The 24,505-nt window shown below is 61.1% G+C and carries 21 protein-coding genes and 1 other RNA gene; 14 read left to right on the top strand and 8 right to left on the bottom strand.

Annotation, left to right across the window (positions count from 1 at the left end; all coding sequences use genetic code 11):
• The first annotated feature begins 180 nt into the window (after positions 1-180).
• The 3 genes from BT199_RS06925 (at position 181) to BT199_RS06935 (ending at position 6,425) form a co-directional block, all read left to right on the top strand.
• Entirely contained in the window at positions 181-2,040 is a 1,860-nt protein-coding gene (locus BT199_RS06925) for a DUF1302 domain-containing protein (protein ID WP_003188640.1), read from the top strand.
• A 42-nt stretch (positions 2,041-2,082) separates the two neighbouring features.
• Entirely contained in the window at positions 2,083-3,447 is a 1,365-nt protein-coding gene (locus BT199_RS06930; protein WP_014716959.1) for a DUF1329 domain-containing protein, read from the top strand.
• 248 nt (positions 3,448-3,695) lie between these two features.
• Positions 3,696-6,425 carry a winged helix-turn-helix domain-containing protein gene (locus BT199_RS06935; protein WP_014716960.1) on the top strand — a complete coding sequence of 910 codons (2,730 nt, stop codon included), beginning with the start codon at positions 3,696-3,698 and terminating at the stop codon, positions 6,423-6,425.
• Between the two features lie 9 nt (positions 6,426-6,434).
• Here BT199_RS06935 and BT199_RS06940 read toward each other — a convergent pair whose 3' ends face one another.
• The 4 genes from BT199_RS06940 to BT199_RS06955 are packed head-to-tail and all read right to left on the bottom strand — an operon-like array spanning position 6,435 to position 9,868.
• A complete protein-coding gene (locus BT199_RS06940) occupies positions 6,435-6,992 on the bottom strand; it encodes a PqiC family protein (protein WP_019816952.1) in 558 nt (185 codons plus the stop codon).
• A 14-nt stretch (positions 6,993-7,006) separates the two neighbouring features.
• Positions 7,007-8,656: a PqiB family protein gene (locus BT199_RS06945; RefSeq protein WP_014716962.1), complete on the bottom strand. Its 1,650-nt coding sequence runs from the start codon at positions 8,654-8,656 to the stop codon at positions 7,007-7,009.
• Positions 8,637-9,281, bottom strand: coding sequence for a paraquat-inducible protein A (locus BT199_RS06950; RefSeq protein WP_014716963.1), 645 nt, complete (start codon positions 9,279-9,281; stop codon positions 8,637-8,639). Before BT199_RS06950 ends, BT199_RS06945 begins: the two co-directional genes overlap by 20 nt.
• The gene (locus BT199_RS06955; RefSeq protein ID WP_014716964.1) at positions 9,278-9,868 is read right to left on the bottom strand and encodes a paraquat-inducible protein A; all 591 of its coding nucleotides are present in this window, start codon (positions 9,866-9,868) and stop codon (positions 9,278-9,280) included. Before BT199_RS06955 ends, BT199_RS06950 begins: the two co-directional genes overlap by 4 nt.
• Before the next feature lie 155 nt (positions 9,869-10,023).
• Here BT199_RS06955 and BT199_RS06960 point away from each other — a divergent pair, with 155 nt between their 5' ends.
• Both BT199_RS06960 and BT199_RS06965 read left to right on the top strand, forming a co-directional pair.
• Positions 10,024-10,668, top strand: coding sequence for an MBL fold metallo-hydrolase (locus BT199_RS06960; protein WP_072434187.1), 645 nt, complete (start codon positions 10,024-10,026; stop codon positions 10,666-10,668).
• Between the two features lie 178 nt (positions 10,669-10,846).
• Complete coding sequence (locus tag BT199_RS06965) at positions 10,847-11,617, top strand: YiaD family glycine zipper/OmpA-like lipoprotein (protein WP_072434188.1); 771 nt, start codon at positions 10,847-10,849, stop codon at positions 11,615-11,617.
• 207 nt (positions 11,618-11,824) lie between these two features.
• Here BT199_RS06965 and BT199_RS06970 read toward each other — a convergent pair whose 3' ends face one another.
• The 4 genes from BT199_RS06970 to BT199_RS06985 form a co-directional block, all read right to left on the bottom strand.
• On the bottom strand, positions 11,825-12,406 hold the full coding sequence (locus BT199_RS06970; RefSeq protein WP_003188655.1) for a BON domain-containing protein: 582 nt from the start codon (positions 12,404-12,406) through the stop codon (positions 11,825-11,827).
• The gene (locus tag BT199_RS06975) at positions 12,403-12,996 is read right to left on the bottom strand and encodes a phosphoheptose isomerase (protein WP_007904374.1); all 594 of its coding nucleotides are present in this window, start codon (positions 12,994-12,996) and stop codon (positions 12,403-12,405) included. The genes BT199_RS06970 and BT199_RS06975 overlap by 4 nt, the downstream gene beginning before the upstream one ends.
• A 93-nt stretch (positions 12,997-13,089) precedes the next feature.
• Entirely contained in the window at positions 13,090-13,461 is a 372-nt protein-coding gene (locus BT199_RS06980) for a YraN family protein (protein ID WP_014716967.1), read from the bottom strand.
• Positions 13,461-15,272 (bottom strand): penicillin-binding protein activator, encoded by a 1,812-nt coding sequence (locus BT199_RS06985; protein ID WP_014716968.1) that lies wholly within the window; start codon positions 15,270-15,272, stop codon positions 13,461-13,463. The genes BT199_RS06980 and BT199_RS06985 overlap by 1 nt, the downstream gene beginning before the upstream one ends.
• 176 nt (positions 15,273-15,448) lie before the next feature.
• Between BT199_RS06985 and rsmI the strand changes: the two genes are divergently transcribed.
• From rsmI to mraY, 9 genes are all read left to right on the top strand, one after another.
• Positions 15,449-16,354, top strand: a complete 906-nt coding sequence (rsmI, locus tag BT199_RS06990; protein WP_020301255.1) for a 16S rRNA (cytidine(1402)-2'-O)-methyltransferase — start codon at positions 15,449-15,451, stop codon at positions 16,352-16,354.
• Between the two features lie 96 nt (positions 16,355-16,450).
• Positions 16,451-16,804: RNase P RNA component class A (gene rnpB / locus BT199_RS06995), an RNA gene on the top strand.
• 355 nt (positions 16,805-17,159) lie between these two features.
• The gene (gene mraZ / locus BT199_RS07000; protein ID WP_003171868.1) at positions 17,160-17,615 is read left to right on the top strand and encodes a division/cell wall cluster transcriptional repressor MraZ; all 456 of its coding nucleotides are present in this window, start codon (positions 17,160-17,162) and stop codon (positions 17,613-17,615) included.
• Positions 17,612-18,559 (top strand): 16S rRNA (cytosine(1402)-N(4))-methyltransferase RsmH, encoded by a 948-nt coding sequence (gene rsmH, locus BT199_RS07005; RefSeq protein WP_003188661.1) that lies wholly within the window; start codon positions 17,612-17,614, stop codon positions 18,557-18,559. The genes mraZ and rsmH overlap by 4 nt, the downstream gene beginning before the upstream one ends.
• The gene (gene ftsL, locus BT199_RS07010; RefSeq protein WP_003188663.1) at positions 18,556-18,849 is read left to right on the top strand and encodes a cell division protein FtsL; all 294 of its coding nucleotides are present in this window, start codon (positions 18,556-18,558) and stop codon (positions 18,847-18,849) included. Before rsmH ends, ftsL begins: the two co-directional genes overlap by 4 nt.
• A complete protein-coding gene (locus BT199_RS07015) occupies positions 18,849-20,591 on the top strand; it encodes a peptidoglycan D,D-transpeptidase FtsI family protein (protein ID WP_019816949.1) in 1,743 nt (580 codons plus the stop codon). Before ftsL ends, BT199_RS07015 begins: the two co-directional genes overlap by 1 nt.
• On the top strand, positions 20,591-22,054 hold the full coding sequence (locus tag BT199_RS07020; protein ID WP_019816948.1) for a UDP-N-acetylmuramoyl-L-alanyl-D-glutamate--2,6-diaminopimelate ligase: 1,464 nt from the start codon (positions 20,591-20,593) through the stop codon (positions 22,052-22,054). The genes BT199_RS07015 and BT199_RS07020 overlap by 1 nt, the downstream gene beginning before the upstream one ends.
• Complete coding sequence (murF, locus tag BT199_RS07025) at positions 22,047-23,417, top strand: UDP-N-acetylmuramoyl-tripeptide--D-alanyl-D-alanine ligase (RefSeq protein ID WP_014716971.1); 1,371 nt, start codon at positions 22,047-22,049, stop codon at positions 23,415-23,417. The genes BT199_RS07020 and murF overlap by 8 nt, the downstream gene beginning before the upstream one ends.
• Complete coding sequence (mraY, locus tag BT199_RS07030; protein ID WP_003188670.1) at positions 23,417-24,499, top strand: phospho-N-acetylmuramoyl-pentapeptide-transferase; 1,083 nt, start codon at positions 23,417-23,419, stop codon at positions 24,497-24,499. The genes murF and mraY overlap by 1 nt, the downstream gene beginning before the upstream one ends.
• The last annotated feature ends 6 nt before the right edge of the window (positions 24,500-24,505 follow it).

Here is a 24,505-nt window from a genome sequence, read left to right on the forward strand (position 1 = left end):
GAGGGATCAAGCACTACCCCCCTCTGGCTATAGTCCCTTTCAGAGTTTTTCGCGGATGTTGCGCTTCGAGCCATGGAGGCTCGGTGGCGATGCGGCATTGGAATCGTTGTATCCCGGCCGTTACATCTGAAGAAAGGGCTCACTGCCATAACAATAAAATATGCACATGGAGTAGCGTCGATGACCTCAGTAAACCAGTTCTGGCGCCGGGCAAGACTGCCCCTGGCCGTCAGCCTCGCTTCTACGCTCGCCGGGCCGGCATTCGGCGTCAGTTTCAACATTGGTGAAATCGAAGGGAGCTTTGACTCGTCGCTTTCCGTGGGGGCGAGCTGGTCCACGGCCAAACCCAATCGTGACCTGATCGGTGCCAACAACGGCGGCAAGGGCCTGTCCCAGACCTCCGATGACGGCCACTTGAACTTCAAGCGCGGCGAGACGTTCTCGAAGATCTTCAAGGGCATCCACGACCTGGAACTGAAGTACGGCGACACCGGTGTGTTTGTGCGGGGCAAGTACTGGTACGACTTTGAACTCAAGGACGAAAGCCGTCCGTTCAAGGACATCAGCGACAACAACCGCAAGGAAGGCGCCAAGTCTTCGGGCGGGCAGATTCTCGACGCATTCGTCTACCACAACTACTCGATTGCCGATGCGCCGGGTTCCGTGCGTTTTGGTAAGCAGGTGGTGAGCTGGGGCGAAAGTACCTTCATCGGCGGCGGCATCAACTCCATTAACCCGATCGACGTGTCGGCGTTTCGCCGTCCGGGGGCCGAGATCAAGGAAGGCTTGATCCCGGTGAACATGTTCTACGTGTCCCAGTCGCTCACCGACAATCTGTCGGCCGAGGCGTTTTACCAGCTGGAGTGGGACCAGACCGTGACCGATAACTGCGGCACGTTCTTCTCGCAGCCGGACGTGATCTCCGATGGTTGCAGCAATAACCTGCGGGTACTGAACAAGCGTTCGACCATTCCTGCCGCCGCCCTGCCGACCCTGGGTGCCCTGGGGGTGGACGTGAACAGCGAAGGCGTGCTGGTGCGCCGTGGGCCGGACCGTGATGCCCGCGACAGCGGCCAGTTTGGCGTGGCCATGCGCTACAACTTCGAACCGCTGGATACCGAATTCGGCGCCTACTTCATGAACTACCACAGCCGTGCGCCGATCTTCAGCGCGCAGGGCGCGCCATCGGCGGCCTACACGCGTCCGCTGGGGCCACTGGGGGCCTTGCGACCGTTGATCGTGGCGGGTAGCTCGAACTACTTCGTCGAGTACCCGGAAGATATTCGCCTCTACGGCCTGAGTTTCTCCACCACCTTGCCTACCGGCACCGCCTGGAGCGGTGAGTTGAGCTACCGTCCGAATGCGCCGGTGCAGTTGAGCACCACTGACATTCTGTTCGCCGGTGTCACGCCGATCCCCGGCTTTGGCAATGCGTCCGTGCTCAAGGGCACGCCGGGCCAGGACCTGCACGGCTACAACCGCAAGGAGGTCACCCAGTTCCAGACCACCTTCACGCACTTCTTCGATCAGGTGATGGGCGCCAGCCGCCTCACCACCGTCGGTGAAATCGGCGTGACCCACGTGGGTGGCCTGGAAAGCAAATCCCAGGCTCGTTACGGCCGCGACCCGGTGTTCGGCCCAGGCACGCTGCCAGGTGGGTTCTGCAACGCCCTCAACAACTCCACCGCCAACGGCGCCGGCTTGCCCAACGCTGCTGGCCTGAACACCAACTGCAACAACGACGGCTACACCACCGCAACGTCCTGGGGCTACCGCGCCCGTGCCATCTGGGAATACCCGGACGTGTTCGCGGGCGTGAACCTCAAACCCAACGTGGCCTGGTCCCATGACGTCAAAGGTTACTCGCCAGGCCCTGGCGGCAACTTTGAAGAAGGTCGCAAGGCGGTCAGCCTGGGCCTGGATGCCGAATACCAGAACACCTATACCGCGAGCCTGGCGTACACCAACTTCTTTGGTGGCAAGTTCAGCACTGTGGATGACCGCGACTTTGTCGCCTTGAGCTTCGGCGCCAACTTCTAAGCACACTCTTTTCAAGTGGCATGTATTCAGGAAGACCAGAGCATGAAAATAACAAAAAGTCTGTTGCACGTGGGTGTGCTTGGGCTGTCGATCCTGGCGAGTAACGTCATGGCGGCAGTCTCGGCAGATGAAGCCGCCAAGCTCGGCACGACCCTGACCCCGATGGGCGCCGAGATGGCCGGTAACGCGGCCGGCACCATTCCAAAATGGTCGCCATTGCCGACCAATGCCGGTGCGGTCGACGCCCGTGGTTTCCTCGCCAACCCGTATGCCAGCGAGCAACCGCAGTTCACCATCACCGCGCAGAACGTCGAGCAGTACAAAGACAAGCTGGCCCCCGGGCAATACGCGATGTTCAAGCGTTACCCGGACAGCTTCAAGATGCCGGTGTACCCGACCCATCGCGGCGCCACCGTGCCGGCCGAGGTGTTTGCCTCGATCAAGAAAAACGCCACCACCACCAACCTGGTGTCCGGCGGCAACGGTCTGGAAAACTTTGAAACCGCCGTCCCGTTCCCGATTCCCAAGAGCGGCGTTGAAGTGATCTGGAACCACATCACCCGTTACCGCGGCGGCAGCGTGACCCGCCTGGTTACCCAGGCCACCCCGCAAACCAACGGTTCCTACAGCCTGGTGTACTTCCGCGACCAGTTCGTGTTCCGCGACAAGATGAAGGACTTCGATCCGAAAAACCCAGGCAACGTGCTGTTCTACTTCAAGCAGCAAGTGACTGCGCCAGCGCGCCTGGCCGGTGGTGTGCTGCTGGTGCACGAAACCCTGGACCAGGTCAAAGAACCGCGTTCGGCCTGGGTCTACAACGCCGGGCAGCGCCGTGTGCGTCGGGCGCCGCAAGTGTCCTATGACGGGCCGGGTACTGCCGCCGATGGCCTGCGCACCTCCGACAACCTCGACATGTACAACGGTGCGCCGGACCGCTACGACTGGAAGCTGGAAGGCAAGAAAGAAATCTACATTGCCTCCAACAGCTACAAGATCGACGATCCCAAGCTCAAGTACGCCGATATCATCAAGGCTGGCCACATCAACCAGGACCTGGCTCGCTACGAGCTGCGCCGTGTCTGGCACGTGGTCGCCACCTTGAAGGAAGGCCAGCGCCACATCTACGCCAAGCGTGACTTCTACATCGACGAAGACACCTGGCAGGCAGCGGTGATCGACCACTACGACGGTCGTGGCCAACTGTGGCGCGTCGCCGAGGCCCATGGTGAGAACTACTACGACAAGCAAGTGCCGTGGTACGCCCTGGAAACCCTCTACGACCTGCAGTCCGGCCGCTACCTGGCCCTGGGCATGAAGAACGAAGAGAAGCAGGCCTATGACTTCGGCTTCACCGCCAGCACCAGCGACTTCACCCCAGCGGCCCTGCGCCAGGACGGTGTTCGCTAACCTCTGCTGATGCGCCCTGTGGGAGGGGGCTTGCTCCCGATAGCGGTCTGACAGTCGCTGAATGCGTGACTGATCCGCCGCTATCGGGAGCAAGCCCCCTCCCACTTTTGTTTGTGGGGCCCGCAGGGATATTTCTTGTCGCAGTTCTTTTTCAGCCATTTGTTGCAAAGATCTACAATCCCGCCGCTTTTACCGCTAGTCTGCGGACATCTGCAATGCCGACAACAGCCTTCTACAAGAGCCCGGCGATGACTGATCTGTCCCGAACCCATGGGCCTGCCAGTGTGGTGATGCCGCCGCTGGAAGGCCGCTTTTACCGGCCCCCGCTGCCTGACGGCTACGTGCTGCGCCCGCGCCTGTGCGAACGGCTGAATGCGGGCCTTGATGGGCGACTGTTGCTGGTCAGCGCGCCCGCGGGGTTCGGCAAGAGTTCGTTGGCGGTGGAGTTCTGCCAGGGCTTGCCAGCCCAGTGGCAAAGCCTGTGGTTGGGCCTGAGCCCTCGTGACAGCGACCCCGGCCGTTTCCTGGAGCGGCTGCTCGACGGCTTGCAACAGTATTTTCCGCAACTCGGCGCCCAATCCCTGGGGTTGCTGAAAATGCGCCAGCGTCACCAACCCTTTGCCTTCGAAGAATGGCTCGATGGCCTGCTCGACGAACTGGCCGTGCACCTGTCTGCACGTTCGCCGTTATTGCTGGTGCTGGATGACTATCACCTGGCCCAGGGCCCGGTGCTGGATCGCTGCCTGCAGTTTTTTCTCAATCATTTGCCTGATGGCCTGGTGGTGCTGGTCACCAGCCGGCAGCGTCCGGACTGGCACCTGGCACGCCTGCGTCTGTCGCGACACCTGTTGGAACTGCATGAGCAAGACCTGCGCCTGACCCATGACGAATCCCTGGCGGTGCTGGATGGACACGGCAATGCATTGCGCGGTGAGGCGTTGGAAAACCTGATCCGTCGTAGCGAGGGCTGGGTCGCCGGCCTGCGCTTCTGGTTGTTGGCGGCCTCCGAAGCCGGCAGTGAGGGCGCCTTGCCGCAAAGCCTGCACGGTGGCGAAGGGCTGATTCGCGATTACCTGCTCGAAGAAGTCATCGACTGCCTGCCCGCAGAAGTGCAAGCGTTCCTGTATGACACCGCACCTCAGGAGCGTTTTTGCAGCGAATTATGCGACGCCGTCCGCGAGGCCCATGACAGCGCAGAAATCCTGCGCTATTTGCAGGCTCATCAAGTGTTCCTGGTGCCGTTGGATGAGCAAGGGCACTGGTACCGTTATCACCATTTGTTCTCCGACCTGCTGCGTACCCGCCGCGAGAAAAGCGCCACCTTGCCGCCGGCCAGCCTGCACTTGCGCGCCTGTCGCTGGTTTAACACCCAGGGCTTGATCGACGAGGCGGTGGAGCAGGCGCTGCGGGCCGGGCATCTGGATGTGGCGGCGAATCTGGTGCAGAACCTGTCCGAAGAGCAACTGCTGGCAGAGCAGAACATCGGCATGCTGCTGCGCTGGAAGATGGACTTGCCCGACAGCCTGCTGATCAGCACGCCGCGTTTGATCGTGCTGTACAGCTGGGCGCTGGGGCTCGCATGCCAATTGGATGCAGCGCAGGAGCTGTCCAGCTACCTCAGCCGCTTCCTGCCGGCGCCATCGGCCACCGCGCAAAAATCCATGTTGGCCCAATGGTTGGCGCTGAGCGGGATTATTGCCCGTGGGCGCGGAGACCGTGAGCTGACCCAGCGCTATTGCAACGAAGCGTTGGAAAGCTTGCCGCCAAAGCGTTACGGCCAGCGCCTGATGTGCCTCTCGACCCTGTCCAACCTGGCGATCGTCGATGCCGACCTGTGGCGCGCTCGTGGCCTGAACCGCGAATCGTTGGAGCTGGCGCAGCGCGTCGGTAACCCCTTGTTTGAAGCCTTGGCCCATTACGACCGGGCGCGGGTGCTGCAGGCGCGGGGGGAGATCCTGCGTTCCCTGGATGAAGCCCGCCAGGGCCTTGAGCGCCTGCATGGGCTGGCGCCCCAGCGCCTGTATGCCGTGCGCGCACGGCTGTCGCTGTACGAGGGGTACCTGCTGCTGGTGCGTTACCAGCCCGAAGCCGGCCTGGCGCGTTTGCGCGCCGGCCTGGCCGAGGCCCGTGCCTGCCGCGATATCAGCGTGCTGATCGGGCACTGCGTCATCGCCAGCTTCGAAGGGCGGCGTGGGGAGTTTGCCCATGCTTTTGCCGAACTGGCCGAGGCCGAACGCTTGATGCACATCTGGGATGTGCCGCCGATCTATTACCTGGCGATGATCACCCTGATCAAATGCGAGTTGTGGCTGGCCCAGGGGCGCACTGACCTGGCCGACGCCTGGCTGGCCCGCCTGGGGCAGACCTACAACGGCGAGCACGCCGCGGCCGCCCCCGAGTTTCATCCGCACCTGCCGCAACATATCGAGCTGCAACAAGCCGCGCTCGATGCCACGCGCCATCAGCCCGACAGTGCGCTGCAACGCCTGGAAGCGTTGGCCCAACAGGCCCATGACAGTGGGCGCCAGATGATTGCCCTGATGGCGCTGGTCCAGCAGGTGCAGTTACTTCTGGATAATGGCCAGGAAGCCAAGGCCAGGCCGGTGTTCGCCCGTGCCCTGGAAGCCGGTTCGGGTGGTGCGTTGCAGCCGTTTCAACGGTTGTTGGAGGGTTACCCGCAGTGGATGCGCGAGCAGTTGGGCAAGGATTCCCATGGGCTGCTCAATCAGAGCTTGCTGGCGTTGCTGCCCCAAGTCAGCGCAGTTGAAGCCGCACCTCAACAGGAAACCCTCAGCACCCGAGAGCTGGCGGTGCTGCAACTGATTGCCCAAGGCTGTTCAAACCAGGAAATCAGCAACCAGTTGTTCATCTCTCTGCACACGGTGAAGACCCACGCCAGCCACATCAACAGCAAGCTCGGCGTGGAGCGTCGTACCCAGGCAGTAGCGCGGGCCAAGGCCATGGGCTTGTTGGCCTGAGCCCTGGGTTTATGGCGTGGTCGGGCAGCCTTTGAGTGAGGTGTCGACGGTCTGATTGATCAGCGCCGCGAAACGCTTGAGGTTGTTCTGATGCGCCACCACCAACTCGTCGATGCTCGGCCCGGCAGGTGATTGCAAGGTGGTGCGGCAGGTCAAGGCCGGGCGATCGCCATTGACTTGCCTCAGGCGCCAGCGCACATCGAGCAATGCGTACTGCCCCGGTACCGAGTCAAACCGCTGCACGTCTACGCGCAAAGCCACGGCTTGCCGGGCATTGCTGTTGGCCAATTGATCGACCAAGGCGCTCCTCAGTTCATCGGCGAGGGTGGCGGCCCACCACTGGGTTTCAAGAATCGCCAGGCCGCTGTCGCCCTGGCGGATCACTATCTGCGCGCGGTCGACCTGAGGCGGCACGCTGATGCTCTCAATGCGCACACCGCCGGCCTCTGCTCGCGTACTCGGGCTCAAGTGCGCCGGGGTCAGGGTATGAAAAGCGATGGGTTCACTGCGACAGGCACCGAGCAGCAGCAGGGCGCTCAGTAACGTGATCTTCAACGGCAATGTCATGGCGGCTCCAATGGTCATTTGCGGGGTGGCCCTTGCAGGTCCGTCGGTGCGGCGTTATCGGGGCGGCCGCGAATCAGCGACTCCGGATGCCGGCCCAGATAATCCGAAAGCTCGCGCAGGGAACGCGACATGCGCCCCAACTCGTCGAGGGTCTGGGTCAGTTGTTCACGCTGCGGCGAGTCTTCGGCCAGGGTTGAACTGGCCGATTGCAGGGTCTTGCTCACGTCGGCCAAGGTCGTTTGCACACCCGGCAGCGTCTTGGCGTTGAATTGCGCCAGGCCCTTGCGCAGTTCGACCAGGCTGGCGTCGAGGTTGCCGGCAATACGCTCGACAGGCAGTTGGCTGATCTTGTTGACGATGCCTTCGAACTTCTCTTGCAGCTGTTCCAGGTTGCCCGGGATGGTGGGGATGCCCACGGGGCGCTGGTTCGGGTCGAACGCGACTTTTTCCGCCTTGGGGTAGAAGTCCAGGGCGATGTAGAGCTGGCCGGTCAGCAAGTTACCGCTGCGAGCCTGGGCGCGCAGGCCGTTTTCGATGAAGGTCCCGATCAGGCGTACGCCGGCTGCCTCATCGTCAGGGTTATTGTTCATGGCCTTGAGCAGCTTGGTGTGGGCCTCGCCGAGCAGTTGCGGGTAGATCACGATGCCGACATTGACCGGGAAGGTGCGTTTCTTCGCATCGAAATCCAGGTTGATCGATACAACCCTGCCGAACTCGACGCCGAGGAACTCCACCGGTGCGTCGACTTTCAGCCCGCGCAGGGCCTGATCGAAGCGCAGGACCATGTATTGCCCCTTGCCGTTGGGCGGGGCGAGGGCGCTTTGCTGGTCTTCGAACAATTCAAAGCTGCGACTTTCTTCGGCCGGTTTGTCATTGGGGTTGTAGGGCGGCGCCTGGAAGGCAATCCCCCCCATCAACATGGACGACAAGGATTCGGTTTTCAGCGCAAAGCCATTGGCACCGACGCTCAAGTCGACGCCGCTGGCATTCCAGAACCGCGTGTTCTCGGTGATGTACACATCATTGGGCGCATGCACGAAGATTTCGACATTCACGCCCTTGCCCTCGTTGTCCAGCTCATAGGCCACCACCTGGCCCACCGGGATCTTGCGGTAATAGACGGGGGAGCCGATGTCCAGGGAACCCAGGGCCTGGGTGTGCAGGGTGAAGCGCTTGCCCGGCTCGCCGTAGGTGATGGGCGGCGGGTTTTCCAAGCCGGTGAAGTGCTTGGCGCGGGTCTCGGATTGACCGATGTCCGCGCCGATATAGTCGCCGGACAACAACGTGTCGATGCCCGACACGCCGCCTGCGCCAATGCGCGGGCGCACCACCCAGAATTTCGAATCTTCGCGGGTGAAGCTTTCGGCCTGTTTGACCAGCTCGACGGTGGCATTGACGCTTTTCTGGTCATCACTCAGAGCTACGGCGGTTACTTGGCCGATCACCACGTTGCGGTATTTGACCTCGGTTTTGTTGGCAACCAGCCCGCTGCCGGTCTTGAAGTTGAGGACGATGGTCGGCCCTTGTTGCATGACGCTGTGAATCACCAGCGAGATCCCCACCAGTACGGCGACAATCGGCACGATCCAGACCAGCGAGACACTGAAACGACGCGTCTTGATCACGGGTTGCCCCGCAGGGGTGTCAGCCTTGGATGAGCTCATCCGAGGTCTCCTCGTTATGTGGGTTTTCCCAGATTAGCCGGGGATCAAAGCTCATGGCCGCGAGCATCGTAAACACGACCACCAGGCCAAAAAACAGAATGCCCAGGCGCGGTTCTATCGTGCCCAGGGCTTGAAACTTCACCAGTGCGGCCACCAGGGCGACCACGATGACATCGAGCATCGACCAATAGCCGATCAGTTCGATAAACCGAAACAGCTTCGAACGCTCCTTGCGCGCCCACTGGCTATTGCGCTGCACAGTGACCAGCAGCAGCCCCAGCGACAGGAACTTGATGCCCGGCACGGCAATGCTGGCGATGAAAATGATCAGCGCAATGTCCCAGGCGCCATGTTGCCAGAACTCCAGCACGCCGCTCATGATGGTGCTGTCTGCGCCCGAGCCGAGCATGGTGGTGTTCATCACTGGCAATAAATTGGCCGGGACATAAAAGGCGAGGGCGGTGAGCATGTAGGCCCAGGTTCGGGTCAGGGACTGCACCTTGCGCCGATGCAGCGCGGCGCCACAGCGGTCGCACTCGGTGGGCTCAAGGCGCATGTCGCAGGGCTGGCCGCAGGTGTGGCACAGGCACAGGTTCAGCTCGCGGGCGGTGGGCGGTGAATTCATACGGTGTCCCACAGGTCGCGCACATCGCGCCCGGCAATGCGGATCAGCAACAGGCTCAGGGCGGCCAAGGCGAACAGGCCGGTGCCTGGGATCACATCCAGCATGCCGGCCAGCTTGAACACCGCGACCATCGCGCCCAATAGGCACACCTCCAGCATGCTCCAGGGCCGGAGTGCTTCGAGCCAGCGCATGCACAGCTTGAACGCCGGCGAGCGCCTGCCGGCCAAGGCGAAACTCAGCACCCAGATCAGCAATAGCAGCTGAAACACCGGCGCGATAATGATGGAAATCGCCGCTACCAAGGCAATGAACGTGATCGGCCCCAGGCTCAGTGCAACCACTGAGTCCCAGAGGGTGGCGCTGTTTTTCAAGCCCTGCAGGCTGATGCTCATCACCGGATAAAAGTTGGCGAAGGTCCACAGCACTGCGGCAGTCACCGTCAGGGCGAGGCGTTGCTGCACCGACAAGCCGTTATAGCGCTGCAGTACGCCCGAGCAACGTACGCATAGGGCTTTTTGATGTTTGGCGAGCGTGACTTTCTCGTACACGCAGTCGCAGTGCTCGCAGATGATCTGTTGATTCGCCATGGGTGTTGCTCCAAATGCGACTGACTGCAGCGGGGGATTTCAATGGCGCGTGTTTAGCTTAGCAGCGGATAGACCGCGCAATCGACTCCTTCCAGAGCAGGGGCAAGCTACACCATACTGCACTTGGAACGCGCCAGAGAGCTTGCAGGACACCCATGACTATTGAAAAACAACCGTTGATTCGCGAAACCTTTCCCGTCGGCCCGTTGCAGTGCAACTGCACCATCATTGGTGACCCGGTCACAAAAAAAGCCATCGTCGTCGACCCCGGCGGCAATCACGAGTTGATTCTGGCGCGCCTTGATGCGCTGGGCCTGAAGGTGGTGAGCATTATCCACACCCATGCTCACCTTGATCATTTCCTGGCTTCCGGCCAATTGAAGGAAAAGACCGGTGCTACGTTGCACCTGCATAAGGATGATCAATTTCTGTGGGACAACCTGGAAATGCAATGCCAGATGTTTCGCGTGCCCTACATCCCGGTGCCGTCTCCGGATCGCTGGCTGGAGCATGACGAAGAACTGGCCTGCGGCTGCGGCGTGGCCTTGCACACCCCAGGGCATACACCGGGCTCGATGAGTTTCTGGTTTGCCGATGCCAAGCTGTTGATCGCCGGCGATACCTTGTTTCGTCGCGGGGTAGGGCGTACGGATTTATGGGGCGGCGACCAGGCGACGATTGTGCGGTCGATCAAGCAGCGCCTGTATACGCTGGACGAAGGCGCGACGGTGGTCACTGGGCATGGGCCGGATACGGTGCTGGGCGATGAGATGCGGGAGAATCCTTTCGTGCGTGCGTGATGGGTTGTCGGCTCTGATACAAGCCGGTACAGACACACAGGCACAGGCCCGAGCCAAAGACAGCTATGCTTTACGCACCCCTGCACGGAATTTTTGCCGTTTGTCGCGTTCCAAACTCGGCACAGGTCCATTGCCAATGTCCTCTGCATCACAGAATGCAAAAGTAGGAGCTTCCTTCATGTTCACTCCGCGTCGTCTGCTTGTTGTCGCTACCGCCGTAGCCCTGTTGTCTGGCTGCGCTTCACCTAACCCTTATGACGGCAGCCAGGGACAGGCCAGCAGTGGTTCCGAAAGCGGCATGAGCAAAACCGCCAAGTACGGCGGCCTCGGTGCGCTGGCTGGCGCATTGGCCGGTGCAGCCATCGACCATAACAACCGTGGCAAGGGCGCGCTGATTGGCGCAGTCGTTGCGGGTGCCGGTGCGGCGGGCTACGGCTACTACGCCGACCAGCAGGAGAAAAAACTGCGCGAAAGCATGGCCAATACCGGGGTTGAGGTGCAGCGCCAGGGCGACCAGATCAAGCTGATCATGCCGGGTAACATTACCTTCGCCACCAACTCGGACGCGATCTCCAGCAGCTTCTATCAGCCGCTGAACAACCTGGCCAACTCCCTCAAGCAGTTCAACCAGAACACCATCCAGATCGTTGGCTACACCGACAGCACCGGTAGCCGTCAACTGAACATGGACCTGTCCCAGCGCCGTGCGCAGAGCGTGGCCAACTACCTGACCTCCCAAGGTGTCAACGGTGCCAACCTGAGCGCACGCGGGGCCGGCCCGGATAACCCGATTGCCAGCAACGCCGACGTGAATGGCCGTGCCCAGAACCGTCGTGTCGAGGTCAACCTCGGCCCGATCCCTGGCCAGCAATACGGCCAGCCTGGCCAGCAGCAGGCGCCACAGCAGAACAACCAGTTCCAGGGCAACCCGTACCAGCAATACCAGTAAACCCCTGGGCACTAAAAAGGGCGCCGTGCAGTCAATGCACGGCGCCCTTTTTTGATCGTTCCCACGCTCTGCGTGGGAATGCCCGCTCCTTCGGACGCTCCGCGTCCTACTCTTGGCGCAAAAGCTGAAGCGTGTGCGGTGACGCGGAGCGTCACGGGATGCGTTCCCACGCAGAGCGTGGGAACGATCAGGCACCTTCGATCTACATCAGTCGATGTATTCGAACACCTTCACGATCTTCTGTACGCCCGACACGCCCTGTACCAGGTTGGCGGCGCGGGTGGCTTCTGCCTGGGTCAGCAGGCCCATCATGTAGACGATGCCGTTATCGGTGACGATCTTGATCCGCGAGCCTGGCACTGCACTGTCGGTCAGCATCTGGGCCTTGATTTTGGTGGTCAGCAGCGCATCATTGCTGATGGCCAGCAGAGTGATCGGGTCCATGACCTGCAGTTCGTTGTGGACCTTCTTGACGCGTTGCACGCCGGCGGCGGCTTGCTCGGCCTGGGCCTTGAGGTCGGCGCGCGGGGTTTGGCCTGCCAGCAGGACCACACCGTTGAAGCTGGTCACCACGATGCGCGAGGCACCGTTGCCCAGGTCGGTAGCCGCCTTGGCGACGTTGACCTTGACCTTGGTTTCGATCAGCGAATCATCGATGGTGCTGCCGAAGGTACGTGTGCCACGGTCGTCCTGGATAGGGGTGTCCCGTGTAGCGGTGATAGCCGAGCTGCAGCCGCTGATGGCGACGCACAGCGTGATGGCCAAAAGACTGAGGCGATTAACGGTCATTCTTCACTCCCGAACAGTTGGCTGTCGATCAGATCGCACAGGCAGTGGATCGCCAGCAGATGAACTTCTTGGATGCGTGCAGTGACATTGGCCGGGACGCGAATCTCCACGTCCTCCGGCAGCAGCAGCGAAGCCATGCCGCCGCCGTCGCGACCGGTCAAGGCTACGACAATCATTTCGCGATCATGTGCGGCCTGGATCGCTTGAATAATATTGGCCGAGTTGCCGCTGGTGGAAATCGCCAGCAATACATCGCCCGGCTGGCCGAGGGCGCGGATCTGCTTGGAGAAGATTTCGTTGTAGCTGTAGTCGTTGGCAATCGAAGTGATCGTCGACGAGTCGGTGGTCAAGGCAATAGCCGGCAGGCTCGGGCGCTCACGTTCGAAACGGTTGAGCAGCTCGGAGGAAAAATGCTGGGCATCGCCAGCCGAACCGCCATTGCCGCACGAAAGCATTTTGCCTTCGTTGAGCAAGGCGTTGACCATCACCTGGCTGGCTTGCTCGATGTGCGGTGCAAGTACGTCCATCGCCTGTTGCTTGGTGTCGATGCTGGCCTGGAAAAGCTGGCGAATTCGGGATTGCATGTCCATCTGTGTGACCTTAAGTAGCGCGGCTGTTTGGCACAGGTAATGTGCAGCCCGCAAAGCAAAGAGCAAAAATGAGTGGTGAAGGTGCCCGGCGAATCAGCTGTCAAAGGCATTTTTGAGCCAGGTCAGATCAGCTGTGCCTGACGGGGTGCTTTCCATGGCAACCACATCGAAACGGCAGGGGCAGTCAGCCCAGCGATGCTCTTTTTGCAGAAAAAACTGCGCAGCGAGTATCAGCTTTTGACGCTTGCGCCCGTCGATACTGGCGAGCGCGCCACCCCATTGTGCGTGTTTTCTGTAGCGGACTTCGACGAATACTACTGTATCGCCGTCAAGCATGACCAGATCAAGCTCGCCGCGTTTACATAACCAGTTCTGCGCCAGAAGGCGCAGACCCTGTTGTTGCAGGTAGTTGAGTGCATGCAGTTCGGCATCCTTGCCGCTGTGTGCGCTGGACCGCTCGGGCATCAGCGTGGGGTATCGGGCAGGCGCTGAATGTCGCCGCCGACGAACTTCGCCCACGGCATCTGGCGATCAACGCGCTGGTTGGCGCTGATACCCAGGTTGCCCGAGAGGCCGTCGACACGGGTGTCCGGCAGTGCCTTGAGCTGGCCCAGGCGTGGCGCCAGGCGGTAGGCATCGACGCCCATCGCGTAGAGGCGGCCCAGGCTGCCATTGGCTTGCGGCCATTGCGCGGCGACCTGGTTGCGCAGTGGGTCGGTGGTATTAAGCAGCCAAGGGGTTTCGCAGAACATCACGTTGGTCATGTCCAGGTACTGGTTACGATCACCGCTGGCGCTGTACACGTGGGAGGTTGCGTATACCGGCACATCCCCGGCGTACTGGAAGTTCAGGGTCGGCTTGATCTGCTGGGCCAGTTGCGGCGTGACGGCCAGGAAGATGAACTCGATGTCCTGGCGACGCGAAGGCTGGGCGGCGACGTCGGTACCGACTGTGCTTTGCAGGCTCTTGGCGCGGCCTTCGCTCTTGCGCAGTTGGAACAGATCGGCGATCTGCTGGGCCAGGGCCACAGGTTGGTCGACATATTCAACGCCCATGACGGTGCCGCCATTGGCTTCCCAATCCTGGCGGAACGCCTTGTAGACACGCTCACCCCATTCGCCACGGGGCACCATGGCGGCGGCGCGATGCAGGCCATCGGCACGGGCACGGCGCGACACTTCGCGGGCTTCGTCTTCAGCGGCCAGGCCGAATTGGAACAACTGCGCCGGGCCCTGATCGGTCTCGCTGTAGTTCAGGGCCAGGGTGGTGATCGGTAACTGCGGGCGCGCGCTGAGTTGCTTGACCAGCGGTTTTTCCAGCGGGCCGACCACCAGTTGCACACCGGCGGCCTGGGCCTTGGCATAGAACTCGTCGAGGGAGGCCAGGCGCGAGCTGTCATAGAACTCAATGACCGGCGGCTTCTGCCCGGCTTGCTCAGCCTGGTAGTGCGCCGCCATGAAGCCTTCGCGCAGCGCTTTGCCTACAGCAGCCAGCGGACCTTCCTGCGGCAGCAGCAGGGCAATCTTGTTCAGGGGCTGGCTGGCCAGTTCCTTGAGCTTGGTCAGCGGTGCTGGCAGTTGCACTGCCGCCGGGTGCCCTGGGTTCTGAGCGCGCCAGGTGTCGATGGCGGCTTGTTGTTGCTCCAGCGTACCGGCGCCCTTGACCGCCTGGGCCAGAGTGATCCAGCCATCGAGGGTCGGGTTGCCGGTAGCTTGCAGCTGTTCGGCTGGCAGCGCGGCAATCAATACCCAGATAGCCTCGTGGTTGCTGCTGGCAGCTTCAGCCGTCAGCAGGGGCGCCATGGCCACCCGCTCGCGAGCGGCGGCGAGGGTCTGGCCGTCGGCTTCATAGGCGCGTGCATGTACGGTACCGGTGCGGATCTGCTGGTCGGTCGGCAGTTCCTTCAGGTTTTGCAGGCTAGGGTGGTTCAGCGCTGCCAAGGCCGCCTTGGGCTGGTTGCGCCCCATGGCCAGTTCTGCCGCCAGGGTGCTGGCAAATACTTGCGCGGCTGGCTTCAGGGCATCCAGGGGCACTTGCGCAAGGATCTGCGAGGAGCGGCCGGGATTGTTCTGCTGGTAGGCCAGGTCCGCCGCGCTCAGGCGCAGCAACGCGGCTTTTTCTGGCGTCTTGGCGTTCGTCGCCTGTTCGAGCAGTTGCTCGATACTGGCATCGGGCGTGCGTGGCAGTTCGCCAAGACTGGAGGAGGGCGAACTGGCGCAAGCGGCCAGCAAGGCAGCGAGGCAGAGGGCGGAGAGCAGCCGCAGGCAAGCGATCATGTAAGTGTTCCTGATACCGATCAAATTAGCGTGGAAGTGTACCCAAGCACTGGCCCAGGCGCGATGTTCATGGCGTTAAACCGTGGATTTAGGTCGTGCAAATGTTGCCAATAGCTGACGGTGGCTGAAACGGCATCGGCCGTGATGGCATATTTTCAAGGCGTCTACGCGCTACAATGTGGCTTTTGCCAACCATCGAGGTGTGCGCTTTGACTGCTCCAGGTCCTTTGAATTCCACTGCTGGCTCGCTTTTTGTGGTGGCGACGCCCATTGGCAACCTGGACGACATCAGTGCCCGGGCGCTGAAGGTGTTGCGCGAGGTGAAATTGATCGCGGCAGAAGACACGCGGCACTCCCAACGGTTGATGCAGCATTTTGGTATCAGCACGCCATTAGCGGCCTGCCACGAACACAACGAACGTGAAGAGGGTAGCCGCTTTATCACGCGTCTATTGGCGGGTGATGACGTGGCGCTGATTTCCGACGCGGGCACGCCCCTGATTTCCGATCCTGGTTACCATCTGGTCCGCCAGGCGCGCGCCGCTGGTATCAATGTAGTGCCTGTTCCAGGAGCCTGCGCGCTGATTGCTGCATTATCGGCCGCCGGGTTGCCCTCGGACCGCTTTATCTTCGAAGGCTTCCTGCCCGCCAAGGCCGTAGGGCGTCGGGCGCGTCTGCAGGCACTTAAAGAAGAGCCGCGCACCTTAATCTTTTATGAGGCCCCGCATCGCATTCTTGAATGCCTGCAAGACATGGAGCTGGTGTTCGGCGGCGAGCGCCTGGCCTTGTTGGCCCGGGAGTTGACCAAGACCTTCGAAACCCTCAAGGGGTTGCCGCTGGAGGAACTGCGAGCGTTTGTCGAGGGCGACAGCAATCAGCAGCGCGGCGAATGCGTGGTGCTGGTAGCAGGCTGGACCGCGCCGGAGAATGAAGACGCGGTGGGCAGCGAGGCCATGCGCGTCCTCGATTTGCTGCTCAAGGAAATGCCGCTCAAGCGCGCCGCCGCTCTGGCCGCGGAAATTACTGGCGTTCGCAAGAATGTGTTGTATCAGGTCGCGCTGGATAAACAGAAGGCCGAATAGTTCCGGGACCAAATCTGTATTTCGTCTGAACGTGATGGCAATGCTGCACTTTTAATACTTGTCCTCAAGCCGCCGTGCCGTTAACCTTCGCGGCGGAGAGTCGATTGGACAGTCGCTGCCCTCTATGAAAATTAGGGGGGGGAGGAAAGTCCGGGCTCCATAGGGCGAAGTGCCAGGTAATGCCTGGGAGGCGTGAGCCTACGGAAAGTGCCACAGAAAATAACCGCCTAAGCACTTCGGTGCCGGTAAGGGTGAAAAGGTGCGGTAAGAGCGCACCGCACGACTGGCAACAGTTCGTGGCTAGGTAAACCCCACTTGGAGCAAGACCAAATAGGGTCCCAAGGCGTGGCCCGCGCTGGGACCGGGTAGGTTGCTAAAGATGTCCAGTGATGGCCATCGTAGACGAATGACTGTTCAAGACAGAACCCGGCTTACAGATCGACTCTCCACCTTTTTTCCTTGCGTTCGAATCTCGTGCGCAAACCCGGTAGTAACGCAAGACTCCCTCCCTGCCAAATCATTGGCAGATGCATCTTCGTAATACCAAAAAAATCTTACTCTTAATAAATTACTTTAACTTTGCGCTCTAGCTCTTTGAGCTATTTGCTGTTGTTGAGTCAAAAACATCGCAAAACTCTCGTTTCTCCTCCTTTTACCCTCCTAAATCTCCGTTCTGTAAGGCTTTTCCTTGAATACGCGCCTTGACGGTGTGGTAGGCGCATTCCTATAGTGTGCGCAAGTGGCGGAAAGTGGCACAAAGTGGGTTTTTTGAACGTAAAACGCTAAAATTTGGAGAAACGCATCTGTGTTTCGCGGAGCTAACGCTATCAGTCTCGATGCAAAAGGCCGTCTCGCTATGCCGAGCCGGTATCGTGACGAGCTCATTTCGCGAAGTTCAGGGCAATTAATCATCACGATTGACGCCGTTGATCCTTGTTTATGTGTTTACCCCCTCGATGAGTGGGAGTTGATTGAAACCAAGCTGCGCGCGCTGCCTTCATTGCGTGAAGAAAACCGCCGACTCCAGCGTTTGCTGATCGGTAATGCCGTCGACCTTGAACTCGATGGCAGTGGTCGTTTCCTGGTGCCGCCGCGACTGCGCGAGTACGCCAAGCTCGACAAGCGCGCAATGCTGGTAGGCCAACTGAACAAGTTCCAATTGTGGGACGAAGATGCCTGGGATGCTGTGTCTGCAGCGGACCTGGCTGCTATTCAACAACCGGGCGCCATGCCTGATGAACTGCGTGATTTGATCCTGTGACTATTGATAGCGGCTTTAACCACATCACCGTACTGCTTGACGAAGCCGTCGAGGCTCTCGCCGTACGCGCGGATGGCTGCTATGTCGATGGCACATTCGGCAGGGGCGGGCATAGCCGGTTGATACTCAGCCAGCTCGGGTCCGACGGCAAACTCCTTGGGTTCGATAAAGACCCTCAAGCGATTGCCACCGGGCAAGCGCTAGCGGCCGAAGACGGCCGCTTTGTCGTTGTGCAGCGCAGCTTTGCCGAGCTGGGGGCCGAAGTTGCCGAACGCGGCATGGCGGGCAAGGTGGCCGGGGTTCTGCTCGACCTGGGCGTGTCTTCGCCACAGCTCGATGACCCGGAGCGCGGCTTCAGCTTCATGAACGACGGCCCCCTCGACATGCGCATGGACCCTACCCGTGGGGTCAGTGCCGCACAATTCATCGCCACCGCGCCGGTGGAAGAAATCGCCCGTGTGTTCAAGGAATACGGTGAGGAGCGCTTCGCCGGTCGAATGGCGCGTGCCGTGGTCGAGCGCCGCGAAATCCAGCCGTTCGAACGCACCGCTGACCTGGCCGAAGTGCTGAAAGTGGCCAACCCTGCCTGGGAAAAGGGCAAGAACCCGGCTACCCGCGCGTTCCAGGGCCTGCGTATCCACGTCAACAACGAATTGGGCGATCTGGAGGCCGGCCTCGAAGCCGCTCTGGATGCTTTGGAAGTGGGCGGTCGCCTGGTGGTGATCAGCTTCCACTCCCTGGAAGACCGCATCGTCAAATTGTTCATGCGTCGCCTGGTCAAGGGCGAGTCCGATAACCTGCCGCGCAACCTGCCGGTGCGTTTCGAAGCCTTTGTGCCGAAAATCAAAATCCATGGCAAAGCGCAGTTCGCTTCCGAAGCCGAACTCAAGGCCAACCCACGTTCCCGTAGCGCCGTCATGCGTGTTGCGGAGAAATTGCGGTGAGCAAGCTTTTCGCCAAGCCCCTCCCGGGCGGCAGCTTCTTTATGTTGCTGCTGTTTGTCGGCGTGCTGGTATCCGCGATTGCGGTGTCCTACAGCGCCCACTGGAATCGCCAGTTGCTCAATACCCTGTACGGGGAATTGAGCGTGCGTGACAAAGCCCAGGCAGAGTGGGGCCGGCTGATCCTTGAGCAAAGCACCTGGACGGCTCACAGCCGTATCGAAGTGCTGGCCACTGAACAATTGAAGATGCACATCCCTGGCGCGGCTGAAGTTCGCATGGTGGCGCCATGATGAAACTCGAAGGGGCACTCTACCCGTGGCGCTTCCGCCTGATGCTCGGCTTGCTGGCATTGATGGTGGGGGCGATTGTCTGGCGCATCTTCGACCTGCAGGTCGTCGACCGCGACTTCCTGATCGGCCAGGGTGACGCCCGCAGCCTGCGGCATATTCCGATTCCTGCGCACCGTGGCCTGATTACCGACCGTAACGGCGAGCCTCTGGCCGTCAGTACCCCGGTGACCACCCTGTGGGCCAACGCCAAGGAACTGCAAGTTGCCAAGGACAAGTGGCCTGAACTGGCCGCTGCCCTGGGGCAAGACCGCAAGGCCCTGACTGAGCGCCTGGAAGCCCAGGCCAACAAAGAATTCATCTACCTGGTGCGCGGGCTTACCCCTGAGCAAGGCCAGCAAGTGCTCGACCTTAAAATCCCCGGTGTCTACGGCATCGAGGAGTTTCGTCGTTTCTACCCGGCCGGTGAAACCACCGCGCATATGGTCGGCTTTACCGATATCGATGACCATGGTCGCGAAGGTGTCGAACTGGCCTACGACGAATGGCTGGCCGGCGTTCCCGGCAAGCGGCAGGTCATCAAGGATCGGCGCGGCAGACTGATCAAGGATGTCCAGGTCACCAAAAACGCCAAGGCCGGCAAGCCTCTGGCGTTGTCGATCGATTTGCGCCTGCAATACCTGGCCAACCGCGAACTGCGTAACGCGATCATCGAGAACGGCGCCAAGGCCGGCAGCCTGGTGATCATGGATGTGAAGACTGGCGAGATCCTCGCCATGGTCAACCAGCCGACCTACAACCCGAACAACCGTCGCAACCTGCAGCCGGCGATGATGCGTAACCGCGCGATGATCGACGTGTTCGAGCCGGGCTCGACCATGAAAGCGATCTCCATGAGCGCTGCCCTGGAAACCGGCCGCTGGAAACCCAGCGACAAGGTCGAGGTTTACCCAGGCACCTTGCAGTTGGGCAAGTACACCATTCGTGACGTGTCCCGCACCGAGGGGCCAGTGCTGGACCTGACCGGCATCCTGATCAACTCCAGTAACGTCGGCATGAGTAAGGTGGCCTTCGATATCGGCGGCGAGACTATTTATCACTTGGCGCAAAAGATCGGCCTGGGCCAACCCACCGGCCTCGACTTCCCGGGCGAGCGGGTCGGTAACCTGCCGAACTACCGCGAGTGGAGAAAAGCCGAGACTGCCACGCTGTCCTACGGCTACGGCCTGTCGGTGACCGCCATCCAGTTGGCCCACGCGTTCTCTGTATTGGCCAATAACGGCCGTATGGTTCCGCTGAGCCTGATCCACGTCGACGAAGCGCCAAAAGCCACCCAAGTGATCCCGGAAAACGTCGCCAAGACCATGCAAGGCATGCTGCAACAAGTGATCGAGGCACCGCGCGGCGTATTCCGCGCCCAGGTGCCGGCGTACCACGTTGCTGGCAAGTCCGGTACGGCGCGTAAGACCTCGGTGGGCACCAAGGGCTATGCCGAAAACTCCTACCGTTCGCTGTTCGCCGGCTTCGGCCCGATGAGCGACCCGCGCTACGCCATCGTCGTGGTCATCGACGAGCCTAGTAAAGCCGGTTACTTCGGTGGCCTGGTTTCGGCGCCGGTGTTCAGCAAAGTGATGTCCGGCACCCTGCGCTTGATGAATATCACGCCGGACAACCTGCCGCCGACGCAACAAGCCAACGCTGGTCCACCGGCTGCCGCTGTCAAAGCCAATGGAGGGCGCGGCTGATGTCTCTTAGCCTGAACAAGATTTTTGCCCATGCCGGCCACGATCTGCTGATTCGTGAGCTGACCCTGGACAGTCGTAATGTACGCGCCGGCGACCTGTTCCTGGCGGTACCTGGCGGCAAGCTCGATGGCCGTGCGCATATCGCCGATGCCCTGCAACGCGGTGCGGCTGCCGTCGCCTATGAAGTGGAAGGCGCCACCGTGCTGCCGATCACCGATGTGCCGTTGATTCCGGTCAGGGGCCTGGCTGCGCAGCTTTCTGACATCGCCGGGCGTTTCTATGGTGACCCGAGCCGCCAGCTCAACCTGGTGGGCGTGACGGGCACCAACGGTAAGACCAGCGTGACCCAATTGGTTGCCCAGGCTTTGGACCTGCTGGGTCAGCACTGCGGCATCGTCGGCACCCTGGGCACCGGCTTCTATGGCGCGCTGCAAAGCGGCCTGCACACCACGCCAAACCCGATTGCCGTGCAAGCGACCCTGGCCGACCTGAAAAAGGCCGGCGCCAAGGCGGTTGCCATGGAAGTGTCTTCCCATGGCCTGGACCAAGGGCGTGTCACTGCTCTGGCCTTTGACGTGGCGGTGATGACCAACCTGTCCCGCGATCACCTCGACTACCACGGCACTATGGAGGCGTATGCTGCCGCCAAGGCCAAGCTGTTTGCCTGGAATGACCTGAAGTGCCGGGTGGTCAACCTCGACGACGCGTTTGGCCGCCAACTGGCGGGCGAAGACAGCGACGCGCGCCTGATCAGCTATAGCCTGCAAGATGCCAGTGCCTACCTGTATTGCCGCGAAGCCCAATTCAATGATGAAGGCGTGCGAGCCACATTGGTGACGCCGCAGGGCGAGCACCACTTGCGCAGCACCTTGCTCGGGCGGTTCAACCTGAGCAACGTGCTCGCCGCTATCGGTGCACTGCTGGGCCTGGACTACGCCCTGGATGAAATCCTGCGGGTACTGCCGAAGCTGGAAGGCCCGGCCGGTCGCATGCAGCGCCTGGGTGGCGGCACGCAACCGCTGGTGGTGGTCGATTACGCCCACACACCGGATGCCCTGGAAAAAGTCCTCGAAGCCCTGCGCCCACATGCCAAAGGCAAACTGCTGTGCCTGTTCGGTTGCGGCGGTGATCGCGATCGCGGCAAGCGCCCATTGATGGCCGAGATCGTCGAGCGTTTGGCCGACGGCGTACTTGTCACCGACGACAACCCGCGCAGCGAAGACCCGAGCCAGATTTTCGACGACATCCGTGTCGGTTTCAAAGACGCCTCCAAGGTCACGTTTGTGGCTGGACGCGGCGCCGCCATTGCCCAGCTGATCGCCAGTGCCGGCGCGGACGACGTCGTGGTGCTCGCGGGTAAAGGCCACGAGGACTATCAGGAAATTAACGGTGAGCGCCATGCCTTCTCCGATCTGGTCGAGGCGGATCACGCCTTGACCGCCTGGGAGGTCGCCCATGCTTAAAGCGATGACGTTCAGCGAACTGGCCCAGGCCCTGTCGGCCCGTGTGCTGTCGAGCGACTGCACATTCACCGGCGTCAGTATCGACAGTCGTAACATCCAGCCGGGGCAGCTGTTTGTCGCCCTGGCCGGCCCGCGTTTCGATGGTCACGACTACCTCAACGACGTTGCCGCCAAAGGTGCCGTCGGTGCCTTGGTGCAGCGTGAAGTGGCCGATTCTGCCTTGCCGCAATTGCTGGTAGCCGACACCCGCCTGGCCCTGGGCCAACTGGGTGCGCTTAACCGTGCTGCTTTTGATAAGCCGGTGGCGGCCATTACCGGTTCCAGCGGCAAGACCACGGTCAAGGAACTGCTTGCTGGCGTCTTGCGTACGCGCGGGCCGGTACTCGCGACCCGTGGCAACCTGAACAATGATTTCGGCGCACCGCTGACCCTGCTCGAACTGGCCCCGGAACACACGGCGGCAGTGATTGAACTGGGGGCTTCGCGCATCGGCGAAATCGCCTATACCGTGGCGCTGACCCAGCCTCACGTGGCGATCATCAACAACGCCGGTACCGCCCATGTCGGTGAGTTCGGCGGCCCGGAAAAAATCGTCGAAGCCAAGGGCGAAATCCTTGAGGGCCTCGACGCCTCGGGCACTGCGGTACTGAACCTGGATGACAAGGCGTTCGAGACCTGGCGTGTACGCGCTGCCGGTCGCAAGGTCCTGACGTTTGCAGTGCTGAATGCCGCAGCCGATTTTCACGCCTCCAACATCAATGTCGATGCCCGTGGCTGCCCGTCCTTCACCTTGCACACTCCGCAAGGTGATGAGCACGTACAGTTGAACCTGCTGGGCAACCATAACGTCGCCAACGCCTTGGCCGCCGCCGCTGCCGCCCATGCCCTGGGTGTGTCGCTGTTCGGTATTGCCACGGGCCTGGGCGCGGTGCAGCCGGTCAAGGGCCGCACTGTGGCGCAACTGGCTGGCAACGGCATGCGCGTGATTGATGACACTTACAACGCCAACCCGTCCTCCATCAATGCCGCTGTGGACCTGCTCACAGGCTTTGATGGGCGCAAGGTGCTGGTGCTGGGCGATATCGGCGAACTGGGCGATTGGGCTGAACAAGGCCACCGTGAAGTCGGCGCCTATGCCGCCGGCAAAGTGGACGCGCTCTACGCCGTTGGCACGAACATGGCTCATGCGGTCAACGCTTTCGGCCCCGGCGCGCGGCATTTCGCCAGCCAGGCCGAGCTGATCCAGGCGTTGACGGCGGCTGAACATGACAAACACACAACCATTTTGATCAAGGGATCGCGCAGCGCGGTGATGGAAAACGTCGTCGCAGCCTTGTGTGGCTCAAGTACGGAGAAACATTAATGCTGCTGCTGCTGGCTGAGTATCTGCAACAGTTCCACAAAGGCTTCGCGGTCTTCCAGTACCTGACCCTGCGCGGGATTCTGGGTGTGCTGACCGCGCTGTCTTTGTCGCTGTTTTTAGGGCCGTGGATGATCCGCACCCTGCAGAACCTGCAAATTGGTCAATCGGTTCGTAACGACGGCCCGCAGTCGCACCTGTCCAAGTCTGGCACTCCGACCATGGGCGGCGCGCTGATCCTGTCGTCCATTGGCGTCAGCACCTTGCTGTGGGCCGACCTGCATAACCGCTACGTGTGGGTGGTGCTGCTGGTGACCCTGCTGTTCGGCGCCATCGGCTGGGTGGATGACTACCGCAAAGTGATCGAGAAAAACTCCAAGGGGCTGCCAAGCCGCTGGAAGTATTTCTGGCAGTCGGTGTTCGGCCTGGCCGCCGCGATCTTCCTGTACACCACCGCGCCAAGTGCCGTTGAAACCACCTTGATCATCCCGATGCTCAAGGATGTGAGTATCCCACTGGGTGTCGGTTTTGTGGTGCTGACCTACTTCGTGATCGTCGGCTCCAGCAACGCGGTGAACCTGACCGATGGCCTCGACGGCCTGGCGATCATGCCGACGGTGATGGTGGGCGGCGCGCTCGGCATCTTCTGCTACCTCTCCGGTAACGTGAAATTCGCTGAATACCTGCTGATCCCTTATGTACCGGGCGCCGGTGAGCTGATCGTGTTCTGCGGTGCGCTGATCGGTGCCGGCCTGGGGTTCCTGTGGTTCAACACCTACCCAGCACAAGTCTTCATGGGCGACGTCGGCGCACTGGCGCTGGGCGCGGCCTTGGGCACCATCGCGGTGATCGTTCGCCAGGAAATCGTGCTGTTCATCATGGGCGGCGTGTTCGTGATGGAAACCCTGTCGGTGGTCATCCAGGTGGCGTCCTTCAAGTTGACCGGGCGCCGCGTGTTTCGCATGGCGCCGATTCACCACCACTTTGAACTCAAGGGCTGGCCTGAGCCACGCGTGATTGTCCGCTTCTGGATCATCACCGTGATTCTGGTACTGGTCGGCCTTGCCACCCTGAAACTGAGGTAGAAACGA

It is taken from the genome of Pseudomonas sp. NFR02, assembly GCF_900119375.1.
In the GTDB taxonomy this organism is placed as follows: Bacteria; Pseudomonadota; Gammaproteobacteria; order Pseudomonadales; family Pseudomonadaceae; genus Aquipseudomonas; species Aquipseudomonas paracarnis.

Bases quoted from the DNA above. Each gene is read 5' to 3' on its own strand.
- BT199_RS06980 (WP_014716967.1), bottom strand. From the start codon at position 13,461: ATGCCCGAGCGGTCCAGCGCACACAGCGGCAAGGATGCCGAACTGCAT.
- BT199_RS06945 (WP_014716962.1), bottom strand. From the start codon at position 8,656: ATGAGCTCATCCAAGGCTGACACCCCTGCGGGGCAACCCGTGATCAAG.
- BT199_RS06985 (WP_014716968.1), bottom strand. From the start codon at position 15,272: ATGATCGCTTGCCTGCGGCTGCTCTCCGCCCTCTGCCTCGCTGCCTTG.
- BT199_RS06950 (WP_014716963.1), bottom strand. From the start codon at position 9,281: ATGAATTCACCGCCCACCGCCCGCGAGCTGAACCTGTGCCTGTGCCAC.
- BT199_RS06925 (WP_003188640.1), top strand. From the start codon at position 181: ATGACCTCAGTAAACCAGTTCTGGCGCCGGGCAAGACTGCCCCTGGCC.
- BT199_RS07015 (WP_019816949.1), top strand. From the start codon at position 18,849: ATGAAACTCGAAGGGGCACTCTACCCGTGGCGCTTCCGCCTGATGCTC.
- BT199_RS06965 (WP_072434188.1), top strand. From the start codon at position 10,847: ATGTTCACTCCGCGTCGTCTGCTTGTTGTCGCTACCGCCGTAGCCCTG.
- BT199_RS06970 (WP_003188655.1), bottom strand. From the start codon at position 12,406: ATGACCGTTAATCGCCTCAGTCTTTTGGCCATCACGCTGTGCGTCGCC.
- BT199_RS06930 (WP_014716959.1), top strand. From the start codon at position 2,083: ATGAAAATAACAAAAAGTCTGTTGCACGTGGGTGTGCTTGGGCTGTCG.
- mraY (WP_003188670.1), top strand. From the start codon at position 23,417: ATGCTGCTGCTGCTGGCTGAGTATCTGCAACAGTTCCACAAAGGCTTC.
- rsmI (WP_020301255.1), top strand. From the start codon at position 15,449: ATGTGGCTTTTGCCAACCATCGAGGTGTGCGCTTTGACTGCTCCAGGT.
- BT199_RS07020 (WP_019816948.1), top strand. From the start codon at position 20,591: ATGTCTCTTAGCCTGAACAAGATTTTTGCCCATGCCGGCCACGATCTG.
- murF (WP_014716971.1), top strand. From the start codon at position 22,047: ATGCTTAAAGCGATGACGTTCAGCGAACTGGCCCAGGCCCTGTCGGCC.
- BT199_RS06975 (WP_007904374.1), bottom strand. From the start codon at position 12,996: ATGGACATGCAATCCCGAATTCGCCAGCTTTTCCAGGCCAGCATCGAC.
- BT199_RS06935 (WP_014716960.1), top strand. From the start codon at position 3,696: ATGACTGATCTGTCCCGAACCCATGGGCCTGCCAGTGTGGTGATGCCG.
- BT199_RS06960 (WP_072434187.1), top strand. From the start codon at position 10,024: ATGACTATTGAAAAACAACCGTTGATTCGCGAAACCTTTCCCGTCGGC.
- BT199_RS06955 (WP_014716964.1), bottom strand. From the start codon at position 9,868: ATGGCGAATCAACAGATCATCTGCGAGCACTGCGACTGCGTGTACGAG.
- BT199_RS06940 (WP_019816952.1), bottom strand. From the start codon at position 6,992: ATGACATTGCCGTTGAAGATCACGTTACTGAGCGCCCTGCTGCTGCTC.